Below are 24,387 nucleotides of genomic sequence, written 5' to 3'. Positions count from 1 at the left end.
TTAACAAAAATGGCGCCATTCGGCGCCATTTTTGTATATAAGCATTTCATTATAGAACAAAGTTCGACCCGGTCAGATCCTTGAGGCCGGTCAGTTCGATCTGCATGTCGACATCGCCGTCGCCATCCGTATCGAACTGGACCATCGTATTGGTGGCGCCCTTCTCATAACGAACCTCGGGCTCGCCGCCCTTGGTGAACGCTCCAGTGCCGGTGAAAACGAAGACGTCGGTCAAGCTGAGCTCCGTCAGGTCGAACTTGTCCTCTGCAACGTCGAAGTCGGTGATCAGATCGAAATGATCTGCAGCACCCGTATCGCTCATGCCCGTATAGACGAACGTGTCCTTGCCGGCCCCGCCGGTCAGCTTGTCCGCGCCTGCGCCGCCAGTAATGATATCGTCACCAGCACCACCGCTGATGGTGTCTGCGCCCGCGCCGCCAAGCAACTTGTCCTTGCCGTCCCCACCGTCCAGCGTGTCATCGCCATCGCCACCATCGAGCGTATCGTCGTCAGCGCCGCCGGTGATCTTGTCATTGCCCGCGCCACCGTAGATCGTGTCCTTGCCAGCATCGCCGGACAACGTGTCATCGCCTTCATCGCCCCAGATCTGGTCGTCGCCGACGCCACCAGTGATGGTATCGTTGCCGTCGTTGCCATGGATCTTGTCAGCGCCAGCGCCGCCATCGATCTTGTCATGGCCTGCACCGCCGTCTATCGCGTCGTTGCCGCTGTCGCCACTCAGCGTATCGTCGCCGGCGCCACCATTGATGATGTCATCGCCTTCGCCGCCGGTGATCGTATCCTTGCCCACGCCGCCGCTCAGCGTGTCATCGCCCGCACCGCCGTTGACGGTGTCGTCGCCTGCGCCGCCGTCGACCTTATCGTCGCCGTCACCGGCCTCGATCTTGTCCTTGCCATCGCCAGCGTCGATCTTGTCATTACCATTACCAGCGTCGATCACATCGTCGCCAGCGCCGCCGTCGATGACATCGTTGCCCGTGCCGCCATAAATGGTGTCGTTGCCCAGACCACCATAAATGGTGTCATTGCCGGTTCCGCCATCGAGCGTGTCGTTGCCGCCGCGTCCATCCAGCATGTCGTCGCCGGCCAAGCCCTTCAGATTGTTGTCTTCAGCTGCACCGGTAATCTTGTCGTTGCCACCCGAGCCGATGACGTTTTCGACCCCGGTGATGGTCACCCGGCCGCCAAACCGCCCGAGATCGCTCTGCTCGCCGAGCTTTATCGTGTAGTCTCTGCCCTGATCCAGGTGCAACGTATCGATGCCGTCGCCGCCATGCACCTCAGTGGTGTTCCATTTCACCACCTCGCTGCTGGTCCGCAGAGAGGTATAGATGTGATCGTCGCCTCCGCCCAGGCGCAGGTTTTCGTAAAAGCCGTTGAGGGCTACCTTGTTTGCGTCATCGCCAAAATTTCCGCCCACGGCCATGCCACGGAAGTATGAAAAGAGCAGGCTAAAATAACGGTTGGAATCCATGCCACTCCATTCCGGCATTTCCAATGCGGCGTTCTCGAAGTTGTCAGGCCGACTGTTATCGCCGGCTGCTGCGTCAGATTTGGCGACTGCAGCATCGGCATCTTGGTCGAAATCGGCGAACGTAGCGGGAATTTCCAGATCACTCGTTTTGGCCACAGCACCTTCATCGTCCGCGTTTGCGTCGGCCTCGCCAACTGGCACATCGACGATCAAATCCGCTTCAGCCGCGTCCGCCTCGATGGCAGCAGCCAGATCTTCAAAGGGCGAAAAATCAAAATCCGTGGTTTCGAGCGAGGAGAAAACATCGTTGAGCCAGTCCTCGCCATTCTCTGCAGCTAACTGAGCAAAATAGGGAATTTTCATCAGCGAAACCATGAAAGCAGAGTTGGTGGACATAGAAATTGGTGCTCCGGAAATACAGACTGCAAATCAGCGTAGTTGATTCCATATGCCTGTCGCGTGATCCGGAGTCAATTTCAACCACAGGCATCAGTGTACGAATAATTACCGGGGCGTCGCAAAGAACACAATACAACACAAAAACCGGCAGCGTACGCTGTTAATCATGTATTTCTCAGATTAAAACGTCACTGAACAACTGTCACCAAAGTAACAGCCCGAACCCCACACTGACTCTAGGTTCGCCCAACACTTCACCGCGGCACTCAGCAGCGGTTGGTGGAAGGCCCGGCTGTCTTTGTCCCACAGCCGGGCTTTTTCTATTCTGCGAGAGGCAAGGCCAGCAGCAGGCCGGCAAAAATCACGGCTCCGACAACCGAATTGAACTTGAAAAGCGCCAGGCACTGATCGGCATCATGAATATCGATCGTCAGCAACTGCCAGCCGAAAAGCAGCGCGGCCACGAACAGCCCGATCCAGGCCGGGAACGCAACGCCGACAGCAATGAACGCGAAAGCCGCCAGCAAAGTCGTGGCGATATAGAAGCCGGCGAGCCAGCCCTTGGTGCTTTCGCCGAATAGGCGTGCCGTCGAGCGGACGCCGATCAACTCGTCGTCTTCCTTGTCCTGATGCGCATAGATCGTGTCGTAGCCGATCGTCCAGGCAATCGCCCCTATGTAGAGTGCGACCGCAGCGAAGGATAATGAACCGAAAACGGCCGCCCAACCCACCAGTGCCCCCCAGGAAAAGGCCATACCCAGGAAGAATTGCGGCCAATCCGTAAAGCGCTTGGCAAAAGGATAGATCGCTACGATTGCCAGGGAGAGGATCGACAGGACGATCGTGAACATGTTGAAGTTCAAAACCACAAACAGTCCGACGAGCGCCTGCAGCACAAGAAACGTCTTTGCCTGGGTCCGGCTGACCCGCCCCGACGGCAGTGGACGCGAACGGGTTCGCGCCACAGCGTTGTCGATTTCGTGGTCGACGAGATCGTTATAGGTGCAACCGGCTCCGCGCATGGCGACCGATCCAATGAAGAACAGCAGCAGGTGCCAGACCATCTGCCCCCATACGGGGGCTGTGGGGGCGGCCGCATTGGCGGCAAGCGCCGCCGACCAGAAGCAGGGCCACATCAGCAATTGCCAGCCGATTGGGCGATCCCAACGCGCAAGCTGCGCATAGGGCCAGGCCCATCGGGGCAGGACGCGATAGACGAAATTGCCGGAGGGCGCATCCGCAACACGCCCGTTGTCAGGGGAAAACATGCTCATGACACAAGCCACTGAACCCAAACGGCGCGCCAGTCAAGCAGCTGCCCGGCGAGATATCACGGCAGCGTGAAATTGAAGCGGTAGGTGGCAGAGACACCGACCAGGTACTGATCCTTCGAACCGCGTTCCTGCACGAGGCTGGAATCGCCAACAGGACCCAGCAGGCGCTTGTACTCGCCGAATGCGCTGGTATCGATGTTCTCCGTAGCCTGCCAATTGATGGCCGCGCCGACGCCCGCCGACTGAATGCCGCCTTTCGCCTTGTATTTCGAGAGTCCGGATTTGGCCGACTCGGACGCATTGACGCCGTAATAAGCATCGACGTAGTCAGCCGATGCGAAGGATACACGCGGGCCGGCGGAGACGCGCACCACTGGCGTCACGTCGTAAAAAGCATCGGCAGCCAGGTCGGCAACGATGCCCTGATGGCTGCGTATGCCTTGGCGCACTTCGGCGCGCATGCGGAGCCAGTCTGTCGGATAGACCTCGGCGAAACCGCCCACTTCCACCCCGAGTTTCACGGGCTTGAGACCCTTGAGATCAGAGGAATCATCTGCGTCACGAGGCATGTCCAGCTTGCCGACTGCACCAAGGCGAACGAAGCCCGCGTCATAGAGCGAGAAGGAAGCGTTGTCGTTGCGCGAGGTGAAGCGCACAACATCGCCCGCCTTGCCGAGCGAAATCATCGGCTTGCCCTGCAACAGGTAACTCTTGGAGCCCTCGTAACGCGGTGCCATGAAGCCCGATGCGCCAACCTTCAGATACCAGTCACCGGACCACCAGTAGTCGCCGGCCGAAGCGATGGATGGTGCGGCGAGCATGAGACCGGCGGAAAGTGCCTGATATATCCTGAAACGCAAGGTAAGCTCCAAATCGATGATCGAAAATGGCGTACGACTTAAGCAGTCGATTCACGCTTTCGGAACCGGAGACTAGCGGCGTTTGGTTAGCGCATCAACAAGAAGTAGCGTTAATGGCGGGTTAAGCAGGGTATACAGCAGGCGGTTGGGCCGCATTGGCGCTTGACCTTTCCAGCCTTCACCCTTAACCCGCGAGGATCTGGAATATAAGAGGCTTGGCAATGAAGGTACTGCTGATCGGATCGGGCGGACGCGAACATGCGCTGGCGTGGAAGATCGCCCAGTCGCCGCTGTTGTCAAAGCTTTTCGCCGCCCCGGGCAATCCGGGCGTTGCCGAGCATGCAGAACTCGTTGGGCTCAACGTCGACGATCATCAGGCGGTGCTCGATTTTTGCCGCAACCAAACCATCGATTTCGTGGTGTTCGGGCCCGAAGCCCCGCTCGTCGCCGGCCTTGGCGATATGCTGCGCGATGCCGGTTTCCTGGTCTTCGGCCCGTCGGCGAAGGCAGCACAGCTTGAAGGCTCGAAGGGCTTCACCAAGGATTTCTGTGCCCGGTTCAACATTCCGACCGGTGCCTATCAACGCTTCAACAACGGCCCCAAGGCCAAAGCCTATGTGCGGGCGCAGGGCGCGCCGATTGTCGTCAAGGCCGATGGCCTCGCCGCCGGCAAGGGCGTGACCGTGGCCATGATTGTCGAAGAGGCGTGCGCGGCCATAGACGACTGCTTTGAGGGCGCCTTTGGCGATGCCGGTGCCGAAGTTGTGGTCGAAGCCTTCCTTGATGGCGAGGAAGCAAGTTTCTTCGTGCTGTCGGACGGTGTGCATGCGCTGGCGCTGGCCTCCGCGCAGGATCACAAGCGCGTGGAAGATGGCGACAAGGGTCCCAATACCGGAGGCATGGGCGCCTATTCTCCCGCAGCCGTGATGACAGCGGAATTGACCGCCCGCACGATGAAAGAGATCATCGAGCCGACGATCCGCGGCATGGCTGAAATGGGCCATCCGTTCTCCGGCGTGCTGTTTGCCGGACTGATGATCACGGCCAAAGGCCCCGAACTGATCGAATACAATGTCCGCTTCGGCGACCCGGAATGCCAGGTGCTGATGATGCGGCTGAAGTCTGATCTGTTGCCATTGCTGATCGCAACCGCTCAAGGCACGCTCGATGAAGCAAGCGCCGAGTGGAGCGATGAGGCGGCACTTACGGTCGTCATGGCTTCAAAGGGATATCCCGGATCTTACCGGAAGGGCACGCCGATCGCCTCGCTCCCCGGCAACACGGAGCGCATGCGGGTTTTCCATGCCGGCACCGCGCTCGCCAATGGCCAGCTGGTAGCAACCGGGGGGCGCGTGCTGAATGTCACAGGCGTCGGCTCGACGGTATCGGACGCGCAGGCAGCAGCCTATCAGGCAGTGTCCGAAGTGGCTTGGGACGAAGGTTTTTGCCGCTCCGATATCGGCTGGCGTGCTGTAGCCCGTGAAAAGACCGGCACTTAAGCCTTACTTAACCACCTCTCCTGACCCAAACTTTACTTTTTTTTCATAGTCTTCCGGGTGATCCAAACCGGGAGTGCAGCTTGATGCGCGTTTTGATTTTTTCGGGTACCGTGGTTCTGGCGGCCGCAGCCGCCCAGGCTGCATCGATCGATGAGGTTGCGACCAACGATAGCGAGCGCAGCATCGAGCATGTATCCTGCGCCACATGCCCGCCACTCAAGTCGCGGATCCGCAAGCAAGCGGTCGAAATCACCCTGGAACCCGGGACCCAGAAAGTCGAGATCCGCGATGTCGACGGGGTCAAGAAGATTTTCCGAACCGAGGCATGGATGGGCGGTTCGCCGGTCGTGTTCGTTTCCAAGGCGCCAGAACAGGAGACAGATGCCAATGTCGCTGTGAATGTCGACGGCGGCTCCAACCCGATCACCGCACCTGTCACCATTGACAAGGATGCGACCACCTCTGCCGTCACAGCCGACATGACGGGCGAGGCCGACAACAATCCGACACCCAAGCTGGCCACGACAACCGCATTCGCTCCGGAACAAATGGAGCTGCGGCTTAAATAGCGCGGGTGCTCATCCGACGTTACCATCAATCTTGAGCGCAAGGTCCTCGATCTCCGAGGGGCGGAAGACTTCTATCCCGTGCGCAGCGAGAAGGGCCGCAGTCACACCGCTTCCGGCATGCCTGACGCCGGAAAAACTACCGTCGTAGACAAATCCTGAACCGCAGGACGGGCTGCCATCGATCAGCAGCGCATAGGCGCATCCACCTTCTTGCGCTGCCGCAAGTGCCTTCTCGGCACCCAGGACAAACTGTTCCGTCACATCCCGGCCCGAAATCTCTATCACCCGCGCCCGGCCTGCCAGAACGTCTGCGCCGGCAAGCCCACTTTCAATTTCCGCGGGCGGTCGTGGAACCGCAAAACCTCCAGCCAGTTCGGGGCAGAATACCACCAGTCGCCCCTCCCGATCCCATTTGGAGATCAGATCATGACTGAGGAGCTTGCCCTTGCCGTCATAGCGGACGGGTTTGCCCATCAGGCAGGCGCTAATCAGGATCTTCGCAGTCAATGGATATGCCGGATCATTGGCCGCCCCGCCTCAGATGCTCGTCCAGGCGCGGCATGATCTCGACGAAATTGCAGGGCATGTGCCGGTAATCGAGCTGATCGCGGATGATGCCGTCCCAAGCGTCCCGGCAGGCGCCGGGCGAGCCCGGCAGCACGAAAATGAACGTCGCGTTGGCTACGCCCCCCGTTGCACGCGATTGGATGGTGGAAGTGCCGATCTTGTCATAGGAAATGCGGTGAAAGACTTCGGAAAAGCCATCCATGCGCTTTTCGAACAGTGGTTCAAGCGCCTCGGGCGTCACGTCACGACCGGTAAAACCGGTGCCGCCTGTGGTAATGACCACATCGATACCCTCGGCTCGCGTCCAGGCCTCTACCCGATCGAAAATGGCTTGCTTGTCGTCGGGGCAGATTGCCCGCGCTTCCAACCGGTGACCGGCATCCGTGATCCGCGCAGCAAGCGTGTCGCCCGACCTGTCATCGGCAAGCGTGCGGGTGTCCGATACAGTCAGGACGGCGATGCCGACCGGGATGAAAGGGCGGGACTCGTCAAGCTTGGACATGCTGGGGCCACTCATCTGGTTGTCGTCGCTTCGAGATACCATTCCGGCCGGCGCGCCTCAAGCGCTGCGAGAGCTGCCCGGCAGGAGACTTCGTCCTCATAGATACCAAAGCAGCTTGCCCCAGATCCAGACATGCGGGCGAGAACCGGCTTGGTCTCGGACAACAGCGCGATAGCCTCTGCGATAACAGCCTGCAATCGCTCGGCGGGTGGCTGAAGGTCGTTGCGCGCGTCCCTCAGCGCATCGATCCAGTCGCACTCTGAAGCGCTGTGAGGCGGGAGCAGCAGTGCAGAATTGTCCTTTGTCGCGAGCAACTTGAAAATCACCGGCGTCGACACCGCCACCATCGGATTAAACAGCAGCAGATGCAGTTTCGGAAAGCCGTCGATGATCTGGATTTCCTCACCGATACCGCGCGCCACAAGCGGCCTGCCCTCAAGGCACATCGGAACATCGGCGCCAAGCGTCAGCGCCAGATCGGCGAGTTCGGTGGGGCTGATGCTCAGATCCCACAGACGCAGGAGGCCGCGCAACGTGGCGGCGGCATCTGCCGATCCTCCGCCAATGCCCGAGGCGATCGGCAAGTTCTTTTCCAGATGGATTTCGACCGGGTTGGTCGCCCTCCCCTGCCTTCCCGCGAACGCGCGCAGGCTGTCGCGCGCCCGCAAGACCAGATTGCCGGTTTGTGCCTCCGAATTCGTGGGCAAGCCGCTTGCGAAGCGACCGGAAACGGTAAACGCATCCCGCTCGGCCACAGCAAAGCGCAGCCGGTCGCCGGCATCGGCAAACGTTACCAGCGTATCGAGCAGATGATAGCCATCCGGCCGCTGGCCCGTTACATGCAGCGCGAGGTTGATTTTGGCGGGAGCGAATTCGTGGATCGTCATGGACACGCCGGAATGATCAGGACCCTAACACGGTGTCATCCTCGGGCTTAACCCGAGGACACACAAACCCGCGCTACAAAAGCTGGCCAAGCATCAGTTCTTCGTTGCCGGCAGCTTCAGCAACTGGCCCGGCTGCAAGCGATCGGGATAGCGCCTGAGCTCCGGGTTAAGATCGATAATCTCACGGAACCGGTGGCCATCACCCAGGATCTCACGTGCGATATTCCACAGCGAATCGCCCTTCACCACCGTATGAGACTGGTCAGCTGGCGACGTTGCGCCGGCATCCGTCGGCTTCACGCCCGTGTCGTCCGCTCCAGCCGGCTGCGCCGGTGCTTCTTCCGTTTGCTGCTTTTGTGCATCGGCAGGCTTCACTGCCGGCTGCTTCACCGGATCTGCCTGCGCAACCGCGACAGCGCGCGTTACCGGTTCGGACTTCGGAACCGCGATGGCCTCGATCGGAGGCAACCCCTCCTTGATCTTTTTCTGGATCTTCGGGATCTCGGCTTCTTCCGGCTTCATTTCAAGCGCTGTCCGCCACTGGAAAATCGCCTCGAGCTTGCGCCCGACGCGCCAATAGGCATCGCCCAGGTGGTCGTTTATGGTCGCGTCGGAAGCCTTGAGCTCGACTGCACGTTCCAGCTCGCCAACCGCATCGTCGAAGCGGTTGAGCCTGAAATAGGCCCAGCCGAGCGAATCGACGATGTAGCCGTCGTCTGGCCTGAGGTCGACGGCCTTGCGGATCATGTTGAGGCCTTCATCGAGGTGGATGTTCATGTCCACCCATGAATAGCCCAGATAGTTCAGCACCTGCGGCTGGTCGGGGTAAAGCTGGAGTGCCTTCTTGAAGCTGGGCTCGGCTTCCGACCACTTCTTCAGGCGCTCGTAAGCGATGCCCCGCTGGAAGAAAACCGACCAGTCGGACCGCTTCGTCACCGGCCCAATCACCTCGACGGCCTTGTCGTATACCTTGGCCATCTCCTCATATTCCTTGTTGTCGGAAAGGAGACTTCCATAGGCGACGTAACCGCGAATATCCTTTGGATCGGCGGCGATCGCTGCCTTCAGGTGTTTGCGGGCATCGTCGACCTTGCCGGTCGCGGCAAGATTGAGACCGAGCTGCAATTCCGAAATCCGGCGCAGGGGCGAATTGGGGCCAACCTGCTTGTACCAGCGGATCGCCCTCTCGGGCTGATCGAGGCTTTCGGCCAAGCCGCCAAGCAGCACCGACGTATCGGCGTCTTTCGGCGCCAGCGCATGCGAAGTGACGAGATAGAAACTGACGATATCCTGCGCGCCCTGCCGGTCCGGGGAATTGGAAAGCGACTGGTTCAGCGCTCCGCCGACAGAAAACAGCACGGATGCCGCCCCTTCGGTGGCGTTGGTGATCGGCACTTCCGGCTTCACGCCTGCATCGATTTGCTTGTGGAAGGCCTGCAACGGCACATAACCCGGCGCGAATGCCTCGCCGATGGCAATGGCGTCCAATGCCTTCTGCTTGTTTCCGGCCCGTGCTTCCAGCCCGGCAAGAGCAACGACTGCCCGCATATAGGTATCGCTTGCCGCCGAGCCCTCATCGCGATTGGCGATAGTGTCGTTCAACTTCCGTCGCGCCATATCGAGATCGCCAGCCGCCAGGGCAATCATCCCGGCGCTGTAGTTGCGGAAGACGGAATACCAGTCGGGGCCCTTCATGGTCTCGATCGTGGCAAGCGCTTCCTTCGACTTGCCTTCGCCGAACTGGCCCCAGGCGATCAGGAGCGTATTGACCATCCGGTCGAGCTCGTTGGGACCATTGTACTTGAGCATCTGGTAGGCGTCGGCGAATTTCTTGTTGCGGATGGCGTCAATGCCAAGCGCGATCACCGCGATCCGCTCGACGGCCGGATCATCCTTCAGGCGGGTGGCCTCGACGACGCCGTCATCGAAATTGCCGTTCATGAACAGGCTTACCATCAGCCGTTCACGCACCTCCACATTGCCCGGCTCGAACTTGAGCGCGGTGCGGTAGAGCTTAATCGCCGTCTCATAATCGTAATCGTTGTCAGCGGTTCGGGCCGCCAGGAATGCGCCCGCGAACGTATCGACAGCAGAAACGTCGAACTGAACCTGAGCCGCCTGACCTTCGTCCGCCGGTTTGGCCTCTTGAGCAAGGGCCGGCGCAGATACCGCCAGAAACAAACCAAGCGCGGTACCAACGCGAAGTCGGCGGATAGTCAAAAAAGCCATTCGAGAGCCTTTCATAGGGGCACGGATGCGCAAATCGCCGAAGCGATACATCGCCTCTTAAGATCACAAAAAGGTGCCCGTCACAAGACACCGAAACTCACGGGGCCATAACCTTGAAAGCGGGCTTTTAATTGACGCGGTCGATGCAAAAGTCGATGACTTCCATCAGCGCCGACTTCCACGGCGAAGCCGGCAAAGCCGCAAGTGCATCGCGCGCGATCGTTCCGTAGTGATTGGCACGCGCTATCGTATCGGTCAGCGCACCATACTTGGTGATCAGCCCGTAAGCCCGTTCCAAGCCGGCATCGTCGTTCTTGCCACCCTCGATGGCCTCACGCCAGAATCGACGGTCTTCTTCATTGCCGCGGCGCCAGGCGAGAATGACAGGCAGCGTTATCTTGCCCTCGCGGAAGTCGTCCCCGGTGTTCTTGCCAAGGTCGGCGGCCTTGCCACCGTAGTCCAGCGCATCGTCGACGAGCTGGAAGGCCAGCCCGAGATTCATCCCGTAGGACTTGAGTGCGGCCCGGTCGGCCTTGCTGGTGCCGGCGACGATCGGCCCGACTTCGGCGGCAGCAGCAAACAGCGCAGCCGTCTTGGCCCGGATCACCTGAAGATAATCGTCTTCCGTGGTATCCATGTTCTTGGCCACGGAAAGCTGCAGGACTTCACCCTCAGCGATCACTGTTGCAGCCGTCGAGAGGACGTCGAGCGCCTCGAGCGAGCCGACCTCGACCATCATTCTGAAGGCTTGCCCCAGCAAGAAGTCGCCGACCAGCACGCTTGCCTGGTTTCCCCAGAGAATGCGGGCCGTCTTGCGGCCGCGGCGCAAATCGCTTTCGTCGACGACATCGTCATGCAGCAGCGTGGCTGTGTGCATGAACTCGACGCTGGCCGCAAGCTTGACCTGGGCATCGCCCTTATAGCCGAACATATTGGCGGTGGCGATCGTCAGCATCGGCCGCAGCCGCTTTCCACCCGAAGAAATCAGGTGGTTGGCAACCTCGGGAATCATCTGCACATCCGAACCGGCCTTGGCGAGAATCAGCTGGTTGACACGCTCCATGTCGGCCCTGGTCAGATCGACCAGCGGCTTGATGGATGCCTGTTTGTTTTTGCTTTCGTCAAGCGGTATCACAACGCCCAAGGAACCGGCTCCTGTTCATTTTTGTTGAAAGACCATAAAAACAGGTGGGCGGAGGGGCAAGTGGCGATTTGTCCCGCCCACGGAAAAATGGCAGGAAAGGAACGGAAAAGTGATTGAAATCATGCGGACGAACGATGCAGTCGGCCTTTCCTTCGCGCAGAGCTTGCTGAAGGACCAGTCGATCCACTGTATGGTTGCCGATCAGGGCATGAGCATTCTGGAAGGCTCAATCGGCATATTGCAGCGGCGCCTGTTGGTGGAAGCCGACCGCGCCGACGAAGCTCGGCAGATACTCAGGGATGCCGGCCTGGGCGGGGAATTGAAATGAGTGCAACCTCCGAAACCATCGATGCCTTCCACTTCGGCGGCTTCCATATCGTCCAGCCGAAGGGCCGAGGGCATCGCGCGGGCATGGATGCCATGCTGCTCGCTTCGATGGTGGCAACTGAGGGGCCGATCCGCGTCGCCGACCTCGGCGCCGGCGCGGGGGCAGCAGGCATGGCTGTCGCGGCGCGGCTCGATACGGCCTCCGTTCTGCTGGTGGAAAAATCCGCCGATATGGTCGCCTTTGCCAGGAAAAGCCTTGCCCTGCCCGAAAACGCACGGATCGCCGCACGGATCGCCGTGACCGAAGCCGACGTCACCCTCAAGGGCAAGGCAAGGCTCGCCGCGGGGTTGGAAGACGATACCTATGACCACGTCATCATGAACCCGCCCTTCAACGACGCCTCGGACCGGCGTGCACCGGATGGGTTGAAAGCAGAGGCACATGCCATGCAGGGCGACCTTTTCGAAGACTGGATCCGTACCGCGGGTGCGATGCTGAAGCCCGGCGGCCAGATGTCACTGATTGCCCGACCGGAATCGATTGCCGCCATCATCGACGCCTGCGGTCGAAGATTCGGCGGCATCGAGGTGACGCTGATCCACCCGCGCGAAGCAGAAAACGCAATCCGTGTGCTGGTCAGCGCCATCAAGGGATCACGGGCGCGGCTGACCTTCCGCTCGCCGCTCTACATGCATCCGGAGGGATCGCACCGGTTTCTTGCCGATGTCGACGATCTCAACAATGGCCGCAAAGCCTACGAGCGGGTGAAACACGCGAGGAAGGCATCCCCGCCCATTGCGTTTCCCTCAAAGCGCATTACATCTCCGATCTGACGCCAATAACTGGATAGAAAATGCTCTCATCGCTCAAGCGCCTGATCCCGAAGAAATTTCGCGAGCAGAAGACGGTTATTCCCCTCGTGCGGCTTGCTGGCATCATCCAGGCTGGCGGCAGCCGCTTTCGGCCTTCGCTCAGTCTCGAAAGCGTCGAGGAAAGCCTCGAAAAGGCGTTTGACTTCAAGAAGGCGCCGGCGGTTGCGATCGTCATCAATTCTCCCGGCGGCTCGCCTGTGCAATCGCGCGCCATCTTCCATCGCATTCGTTCGCTGGCGGTCGAGAAGGAGAAGAAGGTTCTCGTCTTCGTGGAAGACGTTGCCGCATCCGGCGGCTACCTGATTGCGCTGGCTGGAGACGAGATCATCGCCGACCCGACCTCGATCGTCGGCTCCATCGGCGTCATTTCCGGCGGCTTCGGCTTTCCGGAACTTCTCAAGAAGATTGGCGTCGAGCGCCGAATTTATACGGCCGGAGAGAACAAATCCGTGCTCGACCCCTTCATGCCGGAGAAGCAAAGTGACATAAATCACCTGAAGTCCCTGCAGCTCGATGTGCACAAGGTTTTCATCGATATGGTCAAGGAGCGCCGGGCAGGTAAGCTTGCCGAAGACGACCAGCTTTTCAGCGGCCTTTTCTGGTCGGGCGAAAAAGGCCGGGAGCTCGGCCTTGTGGATGCAACGGGCGACATGACGACCGACCTCAAAAGGCGCTATGGTGACAAGGTCAAGATCGAGGCGATCGAGAAATCCAAGGGTTTCTTCAGCCGGTTGATCTCGGGTTCCTCGTCGCATGCCCTGGAGCAAGCGTCTATCGGCGAGGGACTGGCCAAGGGCTTGGCGGATACAGCGGAAGAGCGGCTCTGGTGGAGCCGCTACGGACTTTAGTAACGGGGAAGAAAGTGGGTTTCACGAAGGTCATATTCGTCGCGCTGATTGCGCTTGCTGGCTGGTTTCTCTACCGGAAATTCGTCGCAGACGCGATCAAGCTGGCAAAATCCTCCGCCGCCAAGCGCAAGGAGCAGCAGACGGGCGCCCAGGGCACACTGGTGCAGGATCCGGTGACAGGGGAGTACCGCGTCAAGCGACGCGAAGAGGAAAACTGAGTTTGCGGCTGCAAGTCGGCGATCGCTCATGAAATCGTCGCGAAGCCGCCAGTTTCACTTCTTCGTTCGTGTCTCGCGGCGTTCGTCATACCCTTTCCAGAATTCTTCCTGGTTCAACCAGTTTTCATCCGGCACTTCCATGCGCGAGCGGATCGCGCTTGCGGCGTCGGCGTCCGCCGCCTTTCCCTCGATGAGGGCGGCAAAGTAACTCGATAGCGTATCATGACCAAGGAAGCGCATCTGCTCTTCGGCCAAAGCTATCTGGCGTTCGGTGAGTTCTACCGAGATTTTCACTGTCATATGAAGTCTCCAGGGAAATCGCGCTCGCCGACATTCTTGCACCAATCCAGGTGCGAGGCAATTCGAGCGCGACGCTGGATCGACCTCAAAGAACTTGACCGATATGCGATGACGTGGCACTCACCGCCGATATTTCATCCACCCACCATGGTAGCCCGTATGTCCGCACTTCCCGATCATATGCATCCGACCCGCTCCTTCCAGGGGCTGATCCTGACGCTCCATAACTATTGGGCGGACAAGGGTTGCGCGGTTCTGCAGCCCTATGACATGGAAGTCGGCGCCGGTACGTTTCATCCAGCCACGACGCTGCGAGCACTTGGTCCCAAGCCTTGGAAGGCTGCCTATGTCCAGCCGTCCCGCCGCCCTTCCGACGGCCGTTATGGCGAAAATCCCAACCGTCTGCAGCATTACTACCAGTACCAGGTGATCCTGAAGCCGAATCCGTCGAACCTGCAGGAACTCTATCTCGGTTCGCTTGCTGCGATCGGCCTCGACCCACTGCTGCACGACGTGCGCTTCGTCGAGGACGACTGGGAAAGCCCGACGCTGGGCGCCTGGGGCCTCGGCTGGGAATGCTGGTGCGACGGCATGGAAGTTTCCCAGTTCACCTATTTCCAGCAGGTCTGCGGCATCGAGTGCTCGCCAGTTGCCGGCGAACTGACCTATGGTCTTGAGCGCCTTGCCATGTATGTCCAGGGCGTCGACAATGTCTATGACCTGAACTTCAACGGCCGCGAAGGCGAAGACAAGATCACCTATGGCGACGTCTTCCTGCAGGCCGAACAGGAATATTCGCGCCACAATTTCGAATTCGCCAACACCGAGATGCTGCACCGGCACTTCATCGATGCGGAAAAGGAATGCCAGGCGCTGCTCGCCGCCGGCGCGCCGGGCGATACCGACAATCAACGCGTGCACAAATGCGTGCTGCCTGCCTATGACCAGTGCATCAAGGCGAGCCACGTCTTCAACCTGCTCGACGCGCGCGGCGTCATCTCGGTAACCGAACGCCAGAGCTACATCCTGCGCGTGCGCACGCTTGCCAAGGCCTGCGGCGAAGCCTTCCTGCTGACCGAAGCGGGCGGCGTGAACTGGGTGAAGGCGGCCTGACTTTCGATTGCAACGGTCACAGACGGAAATCTCTAGCCATTAATGCATGGTCGTTTGGGCAGGTCAGGCAGAATTGCACTCCCAAAAGCCCACCGTTTTCAGAAAGCCGTTGAATGAATCCGGAAATCCAATGGCGCTACGCTGGTGTTGGCAAACTTACGAAGACGCTGCATTACTTATTTTATATATCGCTTGCGCTCATCCCTGCCGCACTCATACTTGATGTACTTGAATATAATTTACTGATTTCGCTGCGCGAGCATACATTCGATCCGGCAAGCGATATCGTGGCAATGGCGGAGGCCAGCGATCGCAATCAGTTCGTCATGGGCATCGTGCAAACGTGTCTGGTAATTGCGACCACTTGCCTGTGGTTTATATGGGTTTTCAAAAGCAACAAGCTCGCACGTGCCTTTGGAGCGGCAACGATGAAGTATTCTCCGGCGTGGTCGGTCGGCTGGTATTTTGTCCCAATTCTGAATCTATTCCGCCCCTATTTCGCAATGAAGGAAATCTATCTCGCGACGTTGTCTCCACAGGACTTATGGACGAGCCAGGCTTCCAAAGACCAGCTGGAATCGCTGAATTTCGTGAAGTTGTGGTGGCTGCTCTGGATCGTGCAGAGCTGGCTTGGCAGGATTGCTTTCAAATATTCGATGAAGGCTGAAACGATCAACGAGTTGATCCTTTCCAGAAAATTGGTGATGGCCTCCGAGTTGATCTCAGTGGTGGCCATGTCCACGTGCATATTGTTTCTCAAGCGCATGTGGATAGCGCAATCAGATGCGTTTGAAGCTTCCAAGGGAGCTTTAGAACCGCAGGCCGAACCGACCTAGCTCACATTACCTCCCCCACCTTACACCGAGCTCGCAGATAGGTAATTGCGTCCGGTAGCTTGACGTCGGCAACTGGCCACCGAATAGCTGCACGAAGCAACGCGTGCCAGGCGGATGAGGCGGCCTCGCCACGGCATAATCGAAGAACAGCACCGAAAATGCGAGGATATTAATGAATGGCTTGGTGGTCATCATAGCAGGTCGCCCTGGCTGGGTGTCTCACTTGAATCCGGTATCCTATTGTTATCACAACCCACGCGTCGCACAGCAAATCCCGCGACGCCGCAAGATTCCCGCAAGAATCTCCCATGACTTTGGCCGGTTGAAACGTTACCTTGCAATCAATTGCTCGCAGTTCGGGGGAACTCCATGTCTTACATCGCTATCGCGGTCGTCGTCCTTGCAGTCTTCATCGCCATTGTCCTTTACAACGGGCTGGTGCGCGCCCGGCAGATGGCGGAGGAGGCATGGTCGGGCATCGATGTGCAGCTCAAGCGCCGCGCCGACCTGATCCCCAACCTGATCGAAACCGTGAAAGGCTACGCCACCCACGAGAAGTCGACGCTTTCGGAAATCGTCGAATTGCGCAACAAGGCCCAGGCGATACCGCAGGGGGATGTCGCCGGCCGAAGCGCTGCAGAGGGTCTGCTCGGCCAGGCGCTCGGCCGGGTGATGGCGCTCGCCGAGGCCTATCCCGACCTCAAGGCCAACCAGAATTTTGCCGAATTGCAGCAATCGCTCGACGGTATCGAAAGCGAGATCCAGATGGCGCGTCGCTACTACAACGGTGCGGCCCGTGACCTCAATATCAAGGTCGAAAGCTTCCCTTCCAACCTGCTCGCCGGCCCGTTCGGCTTCATTAAGAAGGCCTTTTTCGAGATCGACAACGCCGCGGACCGCGCGGTGCCGCAAGTCAAGTTCTAGACGATGGGCGCGCTCAGTTTACCCCCCTCTGTCGCTTCGCGACATCTCCTCGCAACTCTTCTTCTATTTCTACTTCTTTTCTCGGCCTTCCCCACCAACGCCGAGGAAGTCATCCGCAACTATCATGCCGACATCGATGTCGCCAAATCCGGCGTCCTGACCATCACCGAAACCATCAAGGTCAATGCCGAGGGCTACAAGATAAGAAGGGGCATCTTCCGCGACTTTCCGCTGACCTTCGAGGGCAGTGACGGCCAGATGCACCGGGTCGATTTCGACATCAGGCGCATCGAACGGGACGGCCAGCAGGAGGACTATCGCACAGAATCGATCGACAATGGCACCCGCATCTATATCGGCAAGGAAGACGTCTTCCTCGACAGCGGCGAGCATACATTCAAGATCACCTACGAGACAGGCCGGCAGATCCGCTATTTCGACAGGCACGACGAACTGTTCTGGAATGTCACCGGCAATTTCTGGGATTTTCCGATTTATCACGCATCGGCGACCGTGACATTGCCCGAAAGGGTTTCCCCGCTCGCGACCGTCTTCTACACCGGCCCACAAGGCGCCACCGAAAAGAACGCCCGCGTCTGGCAGGACGGCGGCAAGCTCGGCTTCGAAAGCACTGCGCCGCTCGACCGGCTGGAGGGCATGACGATCGGCATCAAGCTCGCCAAGGGTGCAATCGATGCGCCGAGCGACAGCGACGAACAATGGTGGTGGCTGCACGACCGGATGAACTCCATCATCGCCGGCCTGGGCTTCATCGCCGTGCTCGCCTATTTCGGCTTCAACTGGTTGCGCGTCGGCCGCGACCCGATGAAGGGCGTGATCGTACCGCGTTGGGATCCGCCGGCAGACCTTTCTCCCGCACTGGTCAACTATGTCGACAACAAGGGATTTTCCAATGGCGGCTGGACGGCGTTTTCCGCCTCGATGATCGACCTTGCCGTCAAGGGATTGATTACGCTTGAGGATCTCAAGAAGTCCGTAACGCTGAAGCGGACGGATGCCAAACCCCAGGCCCGGCTGCCGCTTGGCGAAGACATCATCTACAACAAGGTCAAGGGCCAGACCTATTTCATGATCGACAAGGCCAATGGCAGGACGATCCAGAAGATGGGCGAGGATTTCCGCTCGGCAATAGACCGGGAGCATAGCGGTAAGTATCACCGCTTCAATCTCGGCGTCCTCACCACCGGGATTATTCTGACGGTCGCCGCCTATCTCGCGGTGATCGTACTCGGCGACTTTAACCAGAACATGCTGGGGCTACTGATCGTACCGGCATTCGTGTTCGTCTTCGTGGCGGCTTTTTCAGCCGTCCTCGCGGCCACCGCGCTGGCGTCGCAGGTCATGGTCCTGCGCATCTTCGCCTGGATCATGCTCGGTTTCTTCTGGCTTGGCATGGCGGTGATGCTGGCCGCCTCGGCGGCGATGGCGCTGTCGGAGGCGCGATCGCCCGACGATATCTTTGCCCTTGCCGCCAGCGGCGGCATGATCGTGGTCGCCACCCTGTTCAGTGCCATCATGGGTGCTGCGACACCGCTTGGCCGCCAGTTGCGCGACGGCATCGAAGGCTTGAGGCTTTATCTCACCGTCGCGGAGAAGGACCGAATGAACTTCGCCGGCGCACCGGAAATGTCGCCGCAGCATTTCGAAAAGCTGTTGCCCTATGCGGTGGCGCTGGGTGTCGAAAAGCCGTGGTCGGAACATTTCCAGTCCTGGCTGATTGCGGCGGGCGCCACGGCCCAGGCTTATTCGCCCGCCTGGTATTCCGGCCAGCCTTTCGATAGTCAGCATTTAGGTCAAAGCGTGTCGAATTTCTCGTCGTCACTGTCCTCGACGGTGTCCTCGACACTCCCTCCCCCACCCAAGAGTTCCTCTTCCGGCTTTTCATCATCAGGCGGCGGCTCATCGGGCTCAGGCGGCGGAGGCGGCGGCGGCGGCGGGTGGTAGTTCTCGAGGCCCGCCCCGGATGTGCCGCTCGAAAAAATTTGGCGGCGCATCCACACCTGCACGCCCAGGTAAATCAATAGCTTATAAACACCACGCCCTCATATAGGGCAGGTTGCAAACGACGAATCGACTCGCGCATATTGACTCCTGCAATGTTTTAGTGTATATAGCATCCCCTTATCACGCAAGTATATGCGCGATTGAAGATTCCAGCCAGTATTGACTGATGTCGATATAGGACAATCAAGTATTTTCGTTTGTTCTAAGGCAGTTTCGTGGATTTTCCTGCTTTGATGTAGCATAAGCAGTTACTATCCGCATGTGAATCTTCTTATTTTGTTACCGGCCATTCTTATCCGTATGGACTATCATGCGGTTCGGTGACGTATTTGTCTTGCAACCAGTTGAACAGTTAGCACGCCTTCGCTGGCGGACATCGACAAAGGCACGAAAGGCCAAGGCCCGAGTCGGCGCTCAATCTCATGATGTGAAAACGACAAACAGGTCGAATCGCTCCTCCAGCGAGAGTCAACATTACCTTCGCCGCGCCTTTCACCAGCCCGACGTCCGCATGGCGGACTCGCCGGTTGCTGCTGGCGGCGAAGCTTTGGACCAGGAGGATACAATGGCTACGTTCATCGGCGGTCTCCCACCGCTCAATGGGATCAACAACACGATTATCGGCACGTCGGCCGACGACATCATCGTCGGCGATCCCTACACCATCAGCGCTCTCGACCCCAGCAACTCGGTCGGCTCACCGCCGAGCGGCGTGCTTAACAGCGGGGTCGGCGGGAATGACTGGATCGATGCCGGTGGTGGCAGCGATGTCATTTGGGGCGATGCACTGCAGATCGCCGACGAAGGGCGTGGCGGCGCTGACACCATTGCCGGGGGTGATGGCGATGACACAGTATCCGGCGACGCGGAGATGCTTTTTGGCGATGCCCGCGGCGGCAACGATGTCATCGACGGCGGCGCTGGCGATGACAGTCTTTTCGGTGACGCAGGTACAAACCTGCGCGGATATCGACCGACAATATCCGGCCGCAGCCAGGGTGGAGACGACCTCATACGCGGCGGCATCGGCAACGACCTGATCTATGCCGACGCGTACCTTCTGAGCGACCAAGCCCGCGGTGGTAACGATGTGGCCTATGGCGGCGACGGCAACGACGAGATCCAGGGCGAAGGCGCGCGGATCACCGGGTGGGCACGTGGCGGCAACGACCGGCTGTACGGCGACGAGGGAAACGATATCGTCTATGGCGATTCCTGGCTTTACGACCACGCTAAGGGCGGGGAAGACCGCCTGTACGGTGGAAACGGCAACGACACCCTCTATGGCGAGGATTATTTTATGCATGATTATGCCCGTGCCGGAAGGGATCTGCTGTATGGGGGAACGGGCGACGACCGGATCTTCGGCGATGTTGTGGTGGCCAACGACAAGGCACAGTGTAGCAACGATGTGCTAATCGGTGGATCGGGCAATGACTCTCTCTATGGCGACCTCGATCCAGCTTCGAGTGCTCTTGCCATGGTGACCCGTGGAGCGGACCGCTTCGTCTTCGACACTGGCAGCGGGCTGGACACGATTTTCGATTTCGAGATCGAACGAGACTTGATCGACCTGCGCGGCATCAAGGGTATCAACCGATTTGCCGATCTTTTGGCGGCTGCCCAGCAAGTGGGCGCCGATGTGGTGATCGATCTGGGTGCCGCCGCCGGCGGTCCGGCCGGAGTGGACGTGTTGACGCTCGCAGCAATTGATCTCGCTGATATCGAGGCGGGCAACTTCGTGCTTCCAGGCGAGAACCTCCACTGGCCGGATGCAGGAGGCAACACTCACAAAAACGACAATCACAATCAGAATGCAGATGACAAAATCGACGGGACCGCCAACGCAGATGTTCTGTTCGGCGATCCGTACACGACAGGCAATCCGTACGGGCTTGCCGAAACGGGCATTTTTTCGGGCGGTACCGGCGGCGCTGATCAAATCCGGGGCCTCGCTGGCGACGATACCATTTTCGGCGATGCCTATCTGATGACAAGAAACGCCAAGGGCGGCAATGACATGCTCGACGGCGGAGATGACAACGATTTTCTCAATGGCGATGCCTTTCAGATGTTCGATTCGGCACGCGGAGGCAACGATACGATCGACGGGGGCAACGGCGACGACTCAATCTACGGTGATGCAGCGGACACAATGGGCGCCACGACACGCGGGGGCAATGATGTCCTGCGCGGTGGGGATGGCAATGACGGATTGACCGGCGACAGCGACATCCTTGCCGAAAAGGCCGTCGGCGGCAACGATTGGCTCGAAGGCGGAGACGGCGACGACGGGCTGAACGGCGACGCAGCCGGCGAGCTGCGTGGGCGTGCGCGTGGCGGCAACGATCGGCTGGACGGTGGAGCTGGGTTCGACTTCCTCATAGGCGATGGTATTTTCCTTTCGGATCGGAGCGAGGGGGGCGACGATCGGCTCGCAGGTGGTGACGATGGGGACTTTCTGGTAGGTGATGGCGCCCTTCTCAATGACACCGCCAAGGCCGGCAACGACTGGCTCGATGGAGGCACCGGCGATGACTTTCTCTATGGTGACGCAATCACCGCCAACTACCGGGCCGTCGCCGGCAATGACACTTTGATCGGCGGAGCAGGAAACGACATGCTCTATGGCGATGTCGATCCGTTTTACAGTGATCTCAGCAACGTCAAACGCGGCGCTGACCAGTTCGTCTTCGCTCTTGGCAGCGGGCTCGACACGATCTTCGATTTCGAAACGCAGCGCGACACGATCGATCTGACTGATTTTACGGGAATTGGCAGCTTTGCCGACATCGCAGCCAATATGATTCAGTCCGGCGTCGATGTCGTGATCGACCTCGGGGCCGCCGCCGGCGGAACGGCAGGGACAGACGTGCTGACGCTGGCAAATCTGAACGCGGCCGATATCACTGGTCAGAGCTTCGATTTTGCCTGAAGCAATATGCGGGGCCGCCTCGTTATCGACGGCCCCGCCTGCAATTACCGGAGCCCACCCAACTCGCCGCCAGGACATTGCAGGCTTGGCGGCCGTGATCTTCGGCCGCGAACGCTCCATCCACCCACATCAGTTGCACAATGATGGCCTGTAAGGCGACTTCGCAGCACTTGCCGCGATATTTCCCATTGTGCAGCAACGGCAAATTTTGCTAGCAGGGGCCAACCATTTTCACCACACCCGGCACCGTGTGCCGACCCTGCCCGCTCCGGGCAGGGTGAGGAAGAGAACTGATGCCCGATCTTCTGCTTGAACTCCGCTCCGAGGAAATTCCTGCCCGCATGCAGCGCAAGGCTGCCGGCGACCTCAAGAAGCTACTGACGGATGCGCTGGTCGAAGCGGGACTGACCTACGAGGGCGCGCGTGAATACTGGACACCGCGCCGGCTGACGCTCGATATTCGTGGCCTGACCATTCGCTCGCCCGACATGCGCGAAGAGAAAAAAGGCCCGAGCACGTCGGCACCCCAACAGGCGATCGACGGCTTCATGCGCGGCGCTGGACTGACATCCATCGAACAGGCCGAAACGCGCACCGATCCGAAGAAAGGCGATTTCTACGTCGCCATCATTTCCAAGCCCGGTCGTTCGGCCGAAGAGATCATCACCGAGGTGATGCCAGACATTATCCGCAACTTCCCCTGGCCGAAATCGATGCGTTCGGGCGCTGCCTCCGCCAAATCCGGCGCGCTGCGCTGGGTGCGGCCGCTGCAATCGATCGTCTGCACCTTTGGCGCAGAACACGACGAGCCGGTGATCATCCCCTTCGAAATCGACGGCATCATCGCATCTAACGTCACGTACGGCCATCGTTTCCATGCGCCCGAAGCGATCACCGTCAAACGCTTTTCTGACTATGTCTCGAGCCTCGAAAAGGCCAAGGTCATTCTCGATGCCGAACGCCGCAAGGAAATCATCCTCACCGACGCCCGCAACCTCGCCTTCGCCTCAGGCCTCGAACTCGTCGAGGACGAAGGCCTGCTCGAGGAAGTTTCCGGCCTGGTCGAATTTCCCAACGTGCTGATGGGCACGTTCGAAGAGGACTATCTCAAGATCCCGGCTGAAATCATCCGCCTGACGATCAAGACCAACCAGAAATGCTTCGTGGTCGCCAAGCCCGGCGCGTCCGAGGAAGGGCTTTCGCTCTCCAACCACTTCATCCTGATCTCGAACATCGAGGCGAAGGACGGCGGCAAGGAGATCATCCACGGCAACGGCAAGGTCGTGCGCGCCCGCCTGTCGGACGCAGCACACTTCTACAAGCGCGACCAGGGCGACCTGCCTGACCTTGCCGACCTCGCCGCATCGGCTGCGAAATTCGGTCTCGACCTGAAGAAGCCGCTCGATCAGCGGATGGCCAAGCTCGATTTTCTCAACGTCACGTTCCACGCCAAGCTCGGGACGCAGGGCGACCGGGTCGAGCGTATTCGTACGCTGGCCGCCGAACTCGTCAAGTCGACTGGCGGCGACCCGATCAAGGTCGATCGTGCCGCCGTGCTGGCCAAGGCGGATCTGCGCACCGAAGCAGTTGGTGAATTCCCCGAGCTGCAGGGCCTGATGGGCCGCCGCTATGCGCTTCTGCAGGGTGAAGATGCATCGGTTGCCGCAGCCATCGAGGACCACTGGAAGCCGAATGGCCCATCGGACCGCGTGCCAACCGATCCCGTCTCCGTGACCGTCGCGCTTGCCGACAAGCTCGACACGCTGATCGGTTTTTGGGCCATCGACGAAAAGCCGACCGGCTCCAAGGATCCCTATGCGCTGCGTCGCGCGGCACTCGGCGTGATCCGGATCCTGCTGGAGAACAGCATTCGCCTGCCGCTTTTGACGGTGGCCAAGGATCGCGACCTCCTGTCCTTCTTCCATGACCGGCTGAAGGTCTATCTCCGGGACAACGGCCAGCGCCATGACATCGTCGATGCGGTGCTGACAGAGAATGCCGACGACCTGCTGACCATCGTCCGCCGCGCCCGCGCGCTGACGGCCTTCATCACCTCGGAAGACGGCGAGAATCTTCTGGCCGGCACCAAGCGTGCCACCCAGCTGCTGGCCGCCGAGGAGAAGAAAGGCACCGTGGTTGGCGACCGCATCGATCTTTCCATCCTGAAGCTTCCAGCCGAAACAGCGCTGCATTCGGCCATCGTCTCGGCCTCCGAGGGCGCGGCATCGGCTGTTGTGCGCGAGGATTTCGAAGGCGCAATGGAAGCACTTTCAAAACTGCGCGGCCCCGTCGACACATTCTTCACGGACGTCCTCGTCAACGACGAGAATGCAGACATTCGCGCCAACCGCCTTGCGCTACTGGCGGCCATCCGCAGCGCCACCGGAACTGTTGCGGATTTCTCCAGGATTTCGGGATAAGCCTCCGCACAATCATGCGGCGTCACGGGACAACCTGTGGCGCCAGGGACACAAACTCTCCCGTATCCTCGATATTTCACAAAAATAAGAAATATTTTGTCGATGCTGCCGTTTTTGCGACGCAGTCGTACCTATATGTCCTG

At 59.4% G+C, this 24,387-nt stretch carries 21 protein-coding genes; 12 read left to right on the top strand and 9 right to left on the bottom strand.

From position 1 onward, the window contains the following. Positions 1-49: 49 nt before the first annotated feature. The 3 genes from JJB09_RS26875 to JJB09_RS01915 all read right to left on the bottom strand — a co-directional run bounded on the left by JJB09_RS26875 (position 50) and on the right by JJB09_RS01915 (position 4,028). Complete coding sequence (locus tag JJB09_RS26875; protein WP_281431807.1) at positions 50-1,891, bottom strand: calcium-binding protein; 1,842 nt, start codon at positions 1,889-1,891, stop codon at positions 50-52. A gap of 323 nt (positions 1,892-2,214) precedes the next feature. Further along, a complete protein-coding gene (gene ubiA / locus JJB09_RS01920) occupies positions 2,215-3,168 on the bottom strand; it encodes a 4-hydroxybenzoate octaprenyltransferase (RefSeq protein WP_201652224.1) in 954 nt (317 codons plus the stop codon). A 56-nt stretch (positions 3,169-3,224) separates the two neighbouring features. Continuing rightward, positions 3,225-4,028, bottom strand: a complete 804-nt coding sequence (locus JJB09_RS01915) for a MipA/OmpV family protein (RefSeq protein WP_425523672.1) — start codon at positions 4,026-4,028, stop codon at positions 3,225-3,227. 221 nt (positions 4,029-4,249) lie between these two features. On the opposite strand from JJB09_RS01915, the gene purD reads away from it, so the two are divergent. Together purD and JJB09_RS01905 are read left to right on the top strand one after the other, a co-directional pair. Next, positions 4,250-5,527 carry a phosphoribosylamine--glycine ligase gene (gene purD / locus JJB09_RS01910; RefSeq protein ID WP_201652222.1) on the top strand — a complete coding sequence of 426 codons (1,278 nt, stop codon included), beginning with the start codon at positions 4,250-4,252 and terminating at the stop codon, positions 5,525-5,527. A gap of 83 nt (positions 5,528-5,610) precedes the next feature. After that, positions 5,611-6,096, top strand: coding sequence for a plant virulence effector HPE1-like domain-containing protein (locus JJB09_RS01905; RefSeq protein ID WP_201652220.1), 486 nt, complete (start codon positions 5,611-5,613; stop codon positions 6,094-6,096). Between the two features lie 9 nt (positions 6,097-6,105). Here JJB09_RS01905 and JJB09_RS01900 read toward each other — a convergent pair whose 3' ends face one another. The 5 genes from JJB09_RS01900 to JJB09_RS01880 form a co-directional block, all read right to left on the bottom strand. Further along, entirely contained in the window at positions 6,106-6,603 is a 498-nt protein-coding gene (locus JJB09_RS01900; RefSeq protein ID WP_201652218.1) for a 2-thiouracil desulfurase family protein, read from the bottom strand. 13 nt (positions 6,604-6,616) lie between these two features. Next, positions 6,617-7,165 carry a molybdenum cofactor biosynthesis protein B gene (moaB, locus tag JJB09_RS01895; protein ID WP_201652216.1) on the bottom strand — a complete coding sequence of 183 codons (549 nt, stop codon included), beginning with the start codon at positions 7,163-7,165 and terminating at the stop codon, positions 6,617-6,619. Positions 7,166-7,176: 11 nt separating this feature from the next. Then, a complete protein-coding gene (locus tag JJB09_RS01890) occupies positions 7,177-8,052 on the bottom strand; it encodes a 4-(cytidine 5'-diphospho)-2-C-methyl-D-erythritol kinase (RefSeq protein ID WP_201652214.1) in 876 nt (291 codons plus the stop codon). 93 nt (positions 8,053-8,145) lie between these two features. Next, complete coding sequence (locus JJB09_RS01885) at positions 8,146-10,281, bottom strand: tetratricopeptide repeat protein (protein ID WP_201652212.1); 2,136 nt, start codon at positions 10,279-10,281, stop codon at positions 8,146-8,148. 127 nt (positions 10,282-10,408) lie between these two features. Continuing rightward, positions 10,409-11,425, bottom strand: coding sequence for a polyprenyl synthetase family protein (locus tag JJB09_RS01880; RefSeq protein WP_201652210.1), 1,017 nt, complete (start codon positions 11,423-11,425; stop codon positions 10,409-10,411). 109 nt (positions 11,426-11,534) lie between these two features. On the opposite strand from JJB09_RS01880, the gene JJB09_RS01875 reads away from it, so the two are divergent. Genes JJB09_RS01875 through JJB09_RS01860 form a run of 4 tightly spaced genes read left to right on the top strand, consistent with a single transcriptional unit; the run spans position 11,535 to position 13,691 of the window. Then, positions 11,535-11,753, top strand: a complete 219-nt coding sequence (locus JJB09_RS01875) for a putative signal transducing protein (protein WP_201652208.1) — start codon at positions 11,535-11,537, stop codon at positions 11,751-11,753. Continuing rightward, a complete protein-coding gene (locus JJB09_RS01870) occupies positions 11,750-12,586 on the top strand; it encodes a tRNA1(Val) (adenine(37)-N6)-methyltransferase (protein ID WP_201652206.1) in 837 nt (278 codons plus the stop codon). Before JJB09_RS01875 ends, JJB09_RS01870 begins: the two co-directional genes overlap by 4 nt. A gap of 20 nt (positions 12,587-12,606) precedes the next feature. Further along, positions 12,607-13,473, top strand: coding sequence for a S49 family peptidase (locus JJB09_RS01865; RefSeq protein WP_201652204.1), 867 nt, complete (start codon positions 12,607-12,609; stop codon positions 13,471-13,473). Between the two features lie 14 nt (positions 13,474-13,487). Further along, complete coding sequence (locus JJB09_RS01860; RefSeq protein ID WP_201652202.1) at positions 13,488-13,691, top strand: NfeD family protein; 204 nt, start codon at positions 13,488-13,490, stop codon at positions 13,689-13,691. Between the two features lie 54 nt (positions 13,692-13,745). Here the strand turns inward: JJB09_RS01860 and JJB09_RS01855 are convergent, their stop codons facing one another. Then, entirely contained in the window at positions 13,746-13,991 is a 246-nt protein-coding gene (locus JJB09_RS01855) for a hypothetical protein (protein WP_201652200.1), read from the bottom strand. Between the two features lie 159 nt (positions 13,992-14,150). Here JJB09_RS01855 and JJB09_RS01850 point away from each other — a divergent pair, with 159 nt between their 5' ends. The 6 genes from JJB09_RS01850 (at position 14,151) to glyS (ending at position 24,244) form a co-directional block, all read left to right on the top strand. Beyond that, a complete protein-coding gene (locus JJB09_RS01850; RefSeq protein ID WP_201652198.1) occupies positions 14,151-15,104 on the top strand; it encodes a glycine--tRNA ligase subunit alpha in 954 nt (317 codons plus the stop codon). A 113-nt stretch (positions 15,105-15,217) separates the two neighbouring features. Continuing rightward, positions 15,218-15,940 (top strand): DUF4328 domain-containing protein, encoded by a 723-nt coding sequence (locus JJB09_RS01845; RefSeq protein WP_201652196.1) that lies wholly within the window; start codon positions 15,218-15,220, stop codon positions 15,938-15,940. A 369-nt stretch (positions 15,941-16,309) separates the two neighbouring features. Further along, positions 16,310-16,864 carry a LemA family protein gene (locus tag JJB09_RS01840; protein ID WP_201652194.1) on the top strand — a complete coding sequence of 185 codons (555 nt, stop codon included), beginning with the start codon at positions 16,310-16,312 and terminating at the stop codon, positions 16,862-16,864. 3 nt (positions 16,865-16,867) lie between these two features. Beyond that, entirely contained in the window at positions 16,868-18,829 is a 1,962-nt protein-coding gene (locus tag JJB09_RS01835; RefSeq protein ID WP_201652192.1) for a DUF2207 domain-containing protein, read from the top strand. A gap of 625 nt (positions 18,830-19,454) precedes the next feature. Next, positions 19,455-21,824 carry a calcium-binding protein gene (locus JJB09_RS01830; protein WP_201652190.1) on the top strand — a complete coding sequence of 790 codons (2,370 nt, stop codon included), beginning with the start codon at positions 19,455-19,457 and terminating at the stop codon, positions 21,822-21,824. Between the two features lie 293 nt (positions 21,825-22,117). Next, positions 22,118-24,244 (top strand): glycine--tRNA ligase subunit beta, encoded by a 2,127-nt coding sequence (gene glyS / locus JJB09_RS01825; RefSeq protein WP_201652188.1) that lies wholly within the window; start codon positions 22,118-22,120, stop codon positions 24,242-24,244. Positions 24,245-24,387 lie beyond the last annotated feature (143 nt).

This window comes from Phytoamicus setariae, assembly GCF_016722925.1.
Taxonomy (GTDB): domain Bacteria; phylum Pseudomonadota; class Alphaproteobacteria; order Rhizobiales; family Rhizobiaceae; genus Rhizobium_E; species Rhizobium_E setariae.
This window is presented reverse-complemented; position numbering and strand designations above follow the sequence as displayed.

Bases quoted from the DNA above. Each gene is read 5' to 3' on its own strand.
- JJB09_RS26875 (WP_281431807.1), bottom strand. From the start codon at position 1,891: ATGTCCACCAACTCTGCTTTCATGGTTTCGCTGATGAAAATTCCCTAT.
- ubiA (WP_201652224.1), bottom strand. From the start codon at position 3,168: ATGAGCATGTTTTCCCCTGACAACGGGCGTGTTGCGGATGCGCCCTCC.
- purD (WP_201652222.1), top strand. From the start codon at position 4,250: ATGAAGGTACTGCTGATCGGATCGGGCGGACGCGAACATGCGCTGGCG.
- JJB09_RS01905 (WP_201652220.1), top strand. From the start codon at position 5,611: ATGCGCGTTTTGATTTTTTCGGGTACCGTGGTTCTGGCGGCCGCAGCC.
- moaB (WP_201652216.1), bottom strand. From the start codon at position 7,165: ATGTCCAAGCTTGACGAGTCCCGCCCTTTCATCCCGGTCGGCATCGCC.
- JJB09_RS01890 (WP_201652214.1), bottom strand. From the start codon at position 8,052: ATGACGATCCACGAATTCGCTCCCGCCAAAATCAACCTCGCGCTGCAT.
- JJB09_RS01885 (WP_201652212.1), bottom strand. From the start codon at position 10,281: ATGGCTTTTTTGACTATCCGCCGACTTCGCGTTGGTACCGCGCTTGGT.
- JJB09_RS01870 (WP_201652206.1), top strand. From the start codon at position 11,750: ATGAGTGCAACCTCCGAAACCATCGATGCCTTCCACTTCGGCGGCTTC.
- JJB09_RS01865 (WP_201652204.1), top strand. From the start codon at position 12,607: ATGCTCTCATCGCTCAAGCGCCTGATCCCGAAGAAATTTCGCGAGCAG.
- JJB09_RS01855 (WP_201652200.1), bottom strand. From the start codon at position 13,991: ATGACAGTGAAAATCTCGGTAGAACTCACCGAACGCCAGATAGCTTTG.
- JJB09_RS01850 (WP_201652198.1), top strand. From the start codon at position 14,151: ATGTCCGCACTTCCCGATCATATGCATCCGACCCGCTCCTTCCAGGGG.
- JJB09_RS01845 (WP_201652196.1), top strand. From the start codon at position 15,218: ATGAATCCGGAAATCCAATGGCGCTACGCTGGTGTTGGCAAACTTACG.
- JJB09_RS01840 (WP_201652194.1), top strand. From the start codon at position 16,310: ATGTCTTACATCGCTATCGCGGTCGTCGTCCTTGCAGTCTTCATCGCC.
- JJB09_RS01835 (WP_201652192.1), top strand. From the start codon at position 16,868: ATGGGCGCGCTCAGTTTACCCCCCTCTGTCGCTTCGCGACATCTCCTC.
- JJB09_RS01830 (WP_201652190.1), top strand. From the start codon at position 19,455: ATGGCTACGTTCATCGGCGGTCTCCCACCGCTCAATGGGATCAACAAC.
- glyS (WP_201652188.1), top strand. From the start codon at position 22,118: ATGCCCGATCTTCTGCTTGAACTCCGCTCCGAGGAAATTCCTGCCCGC.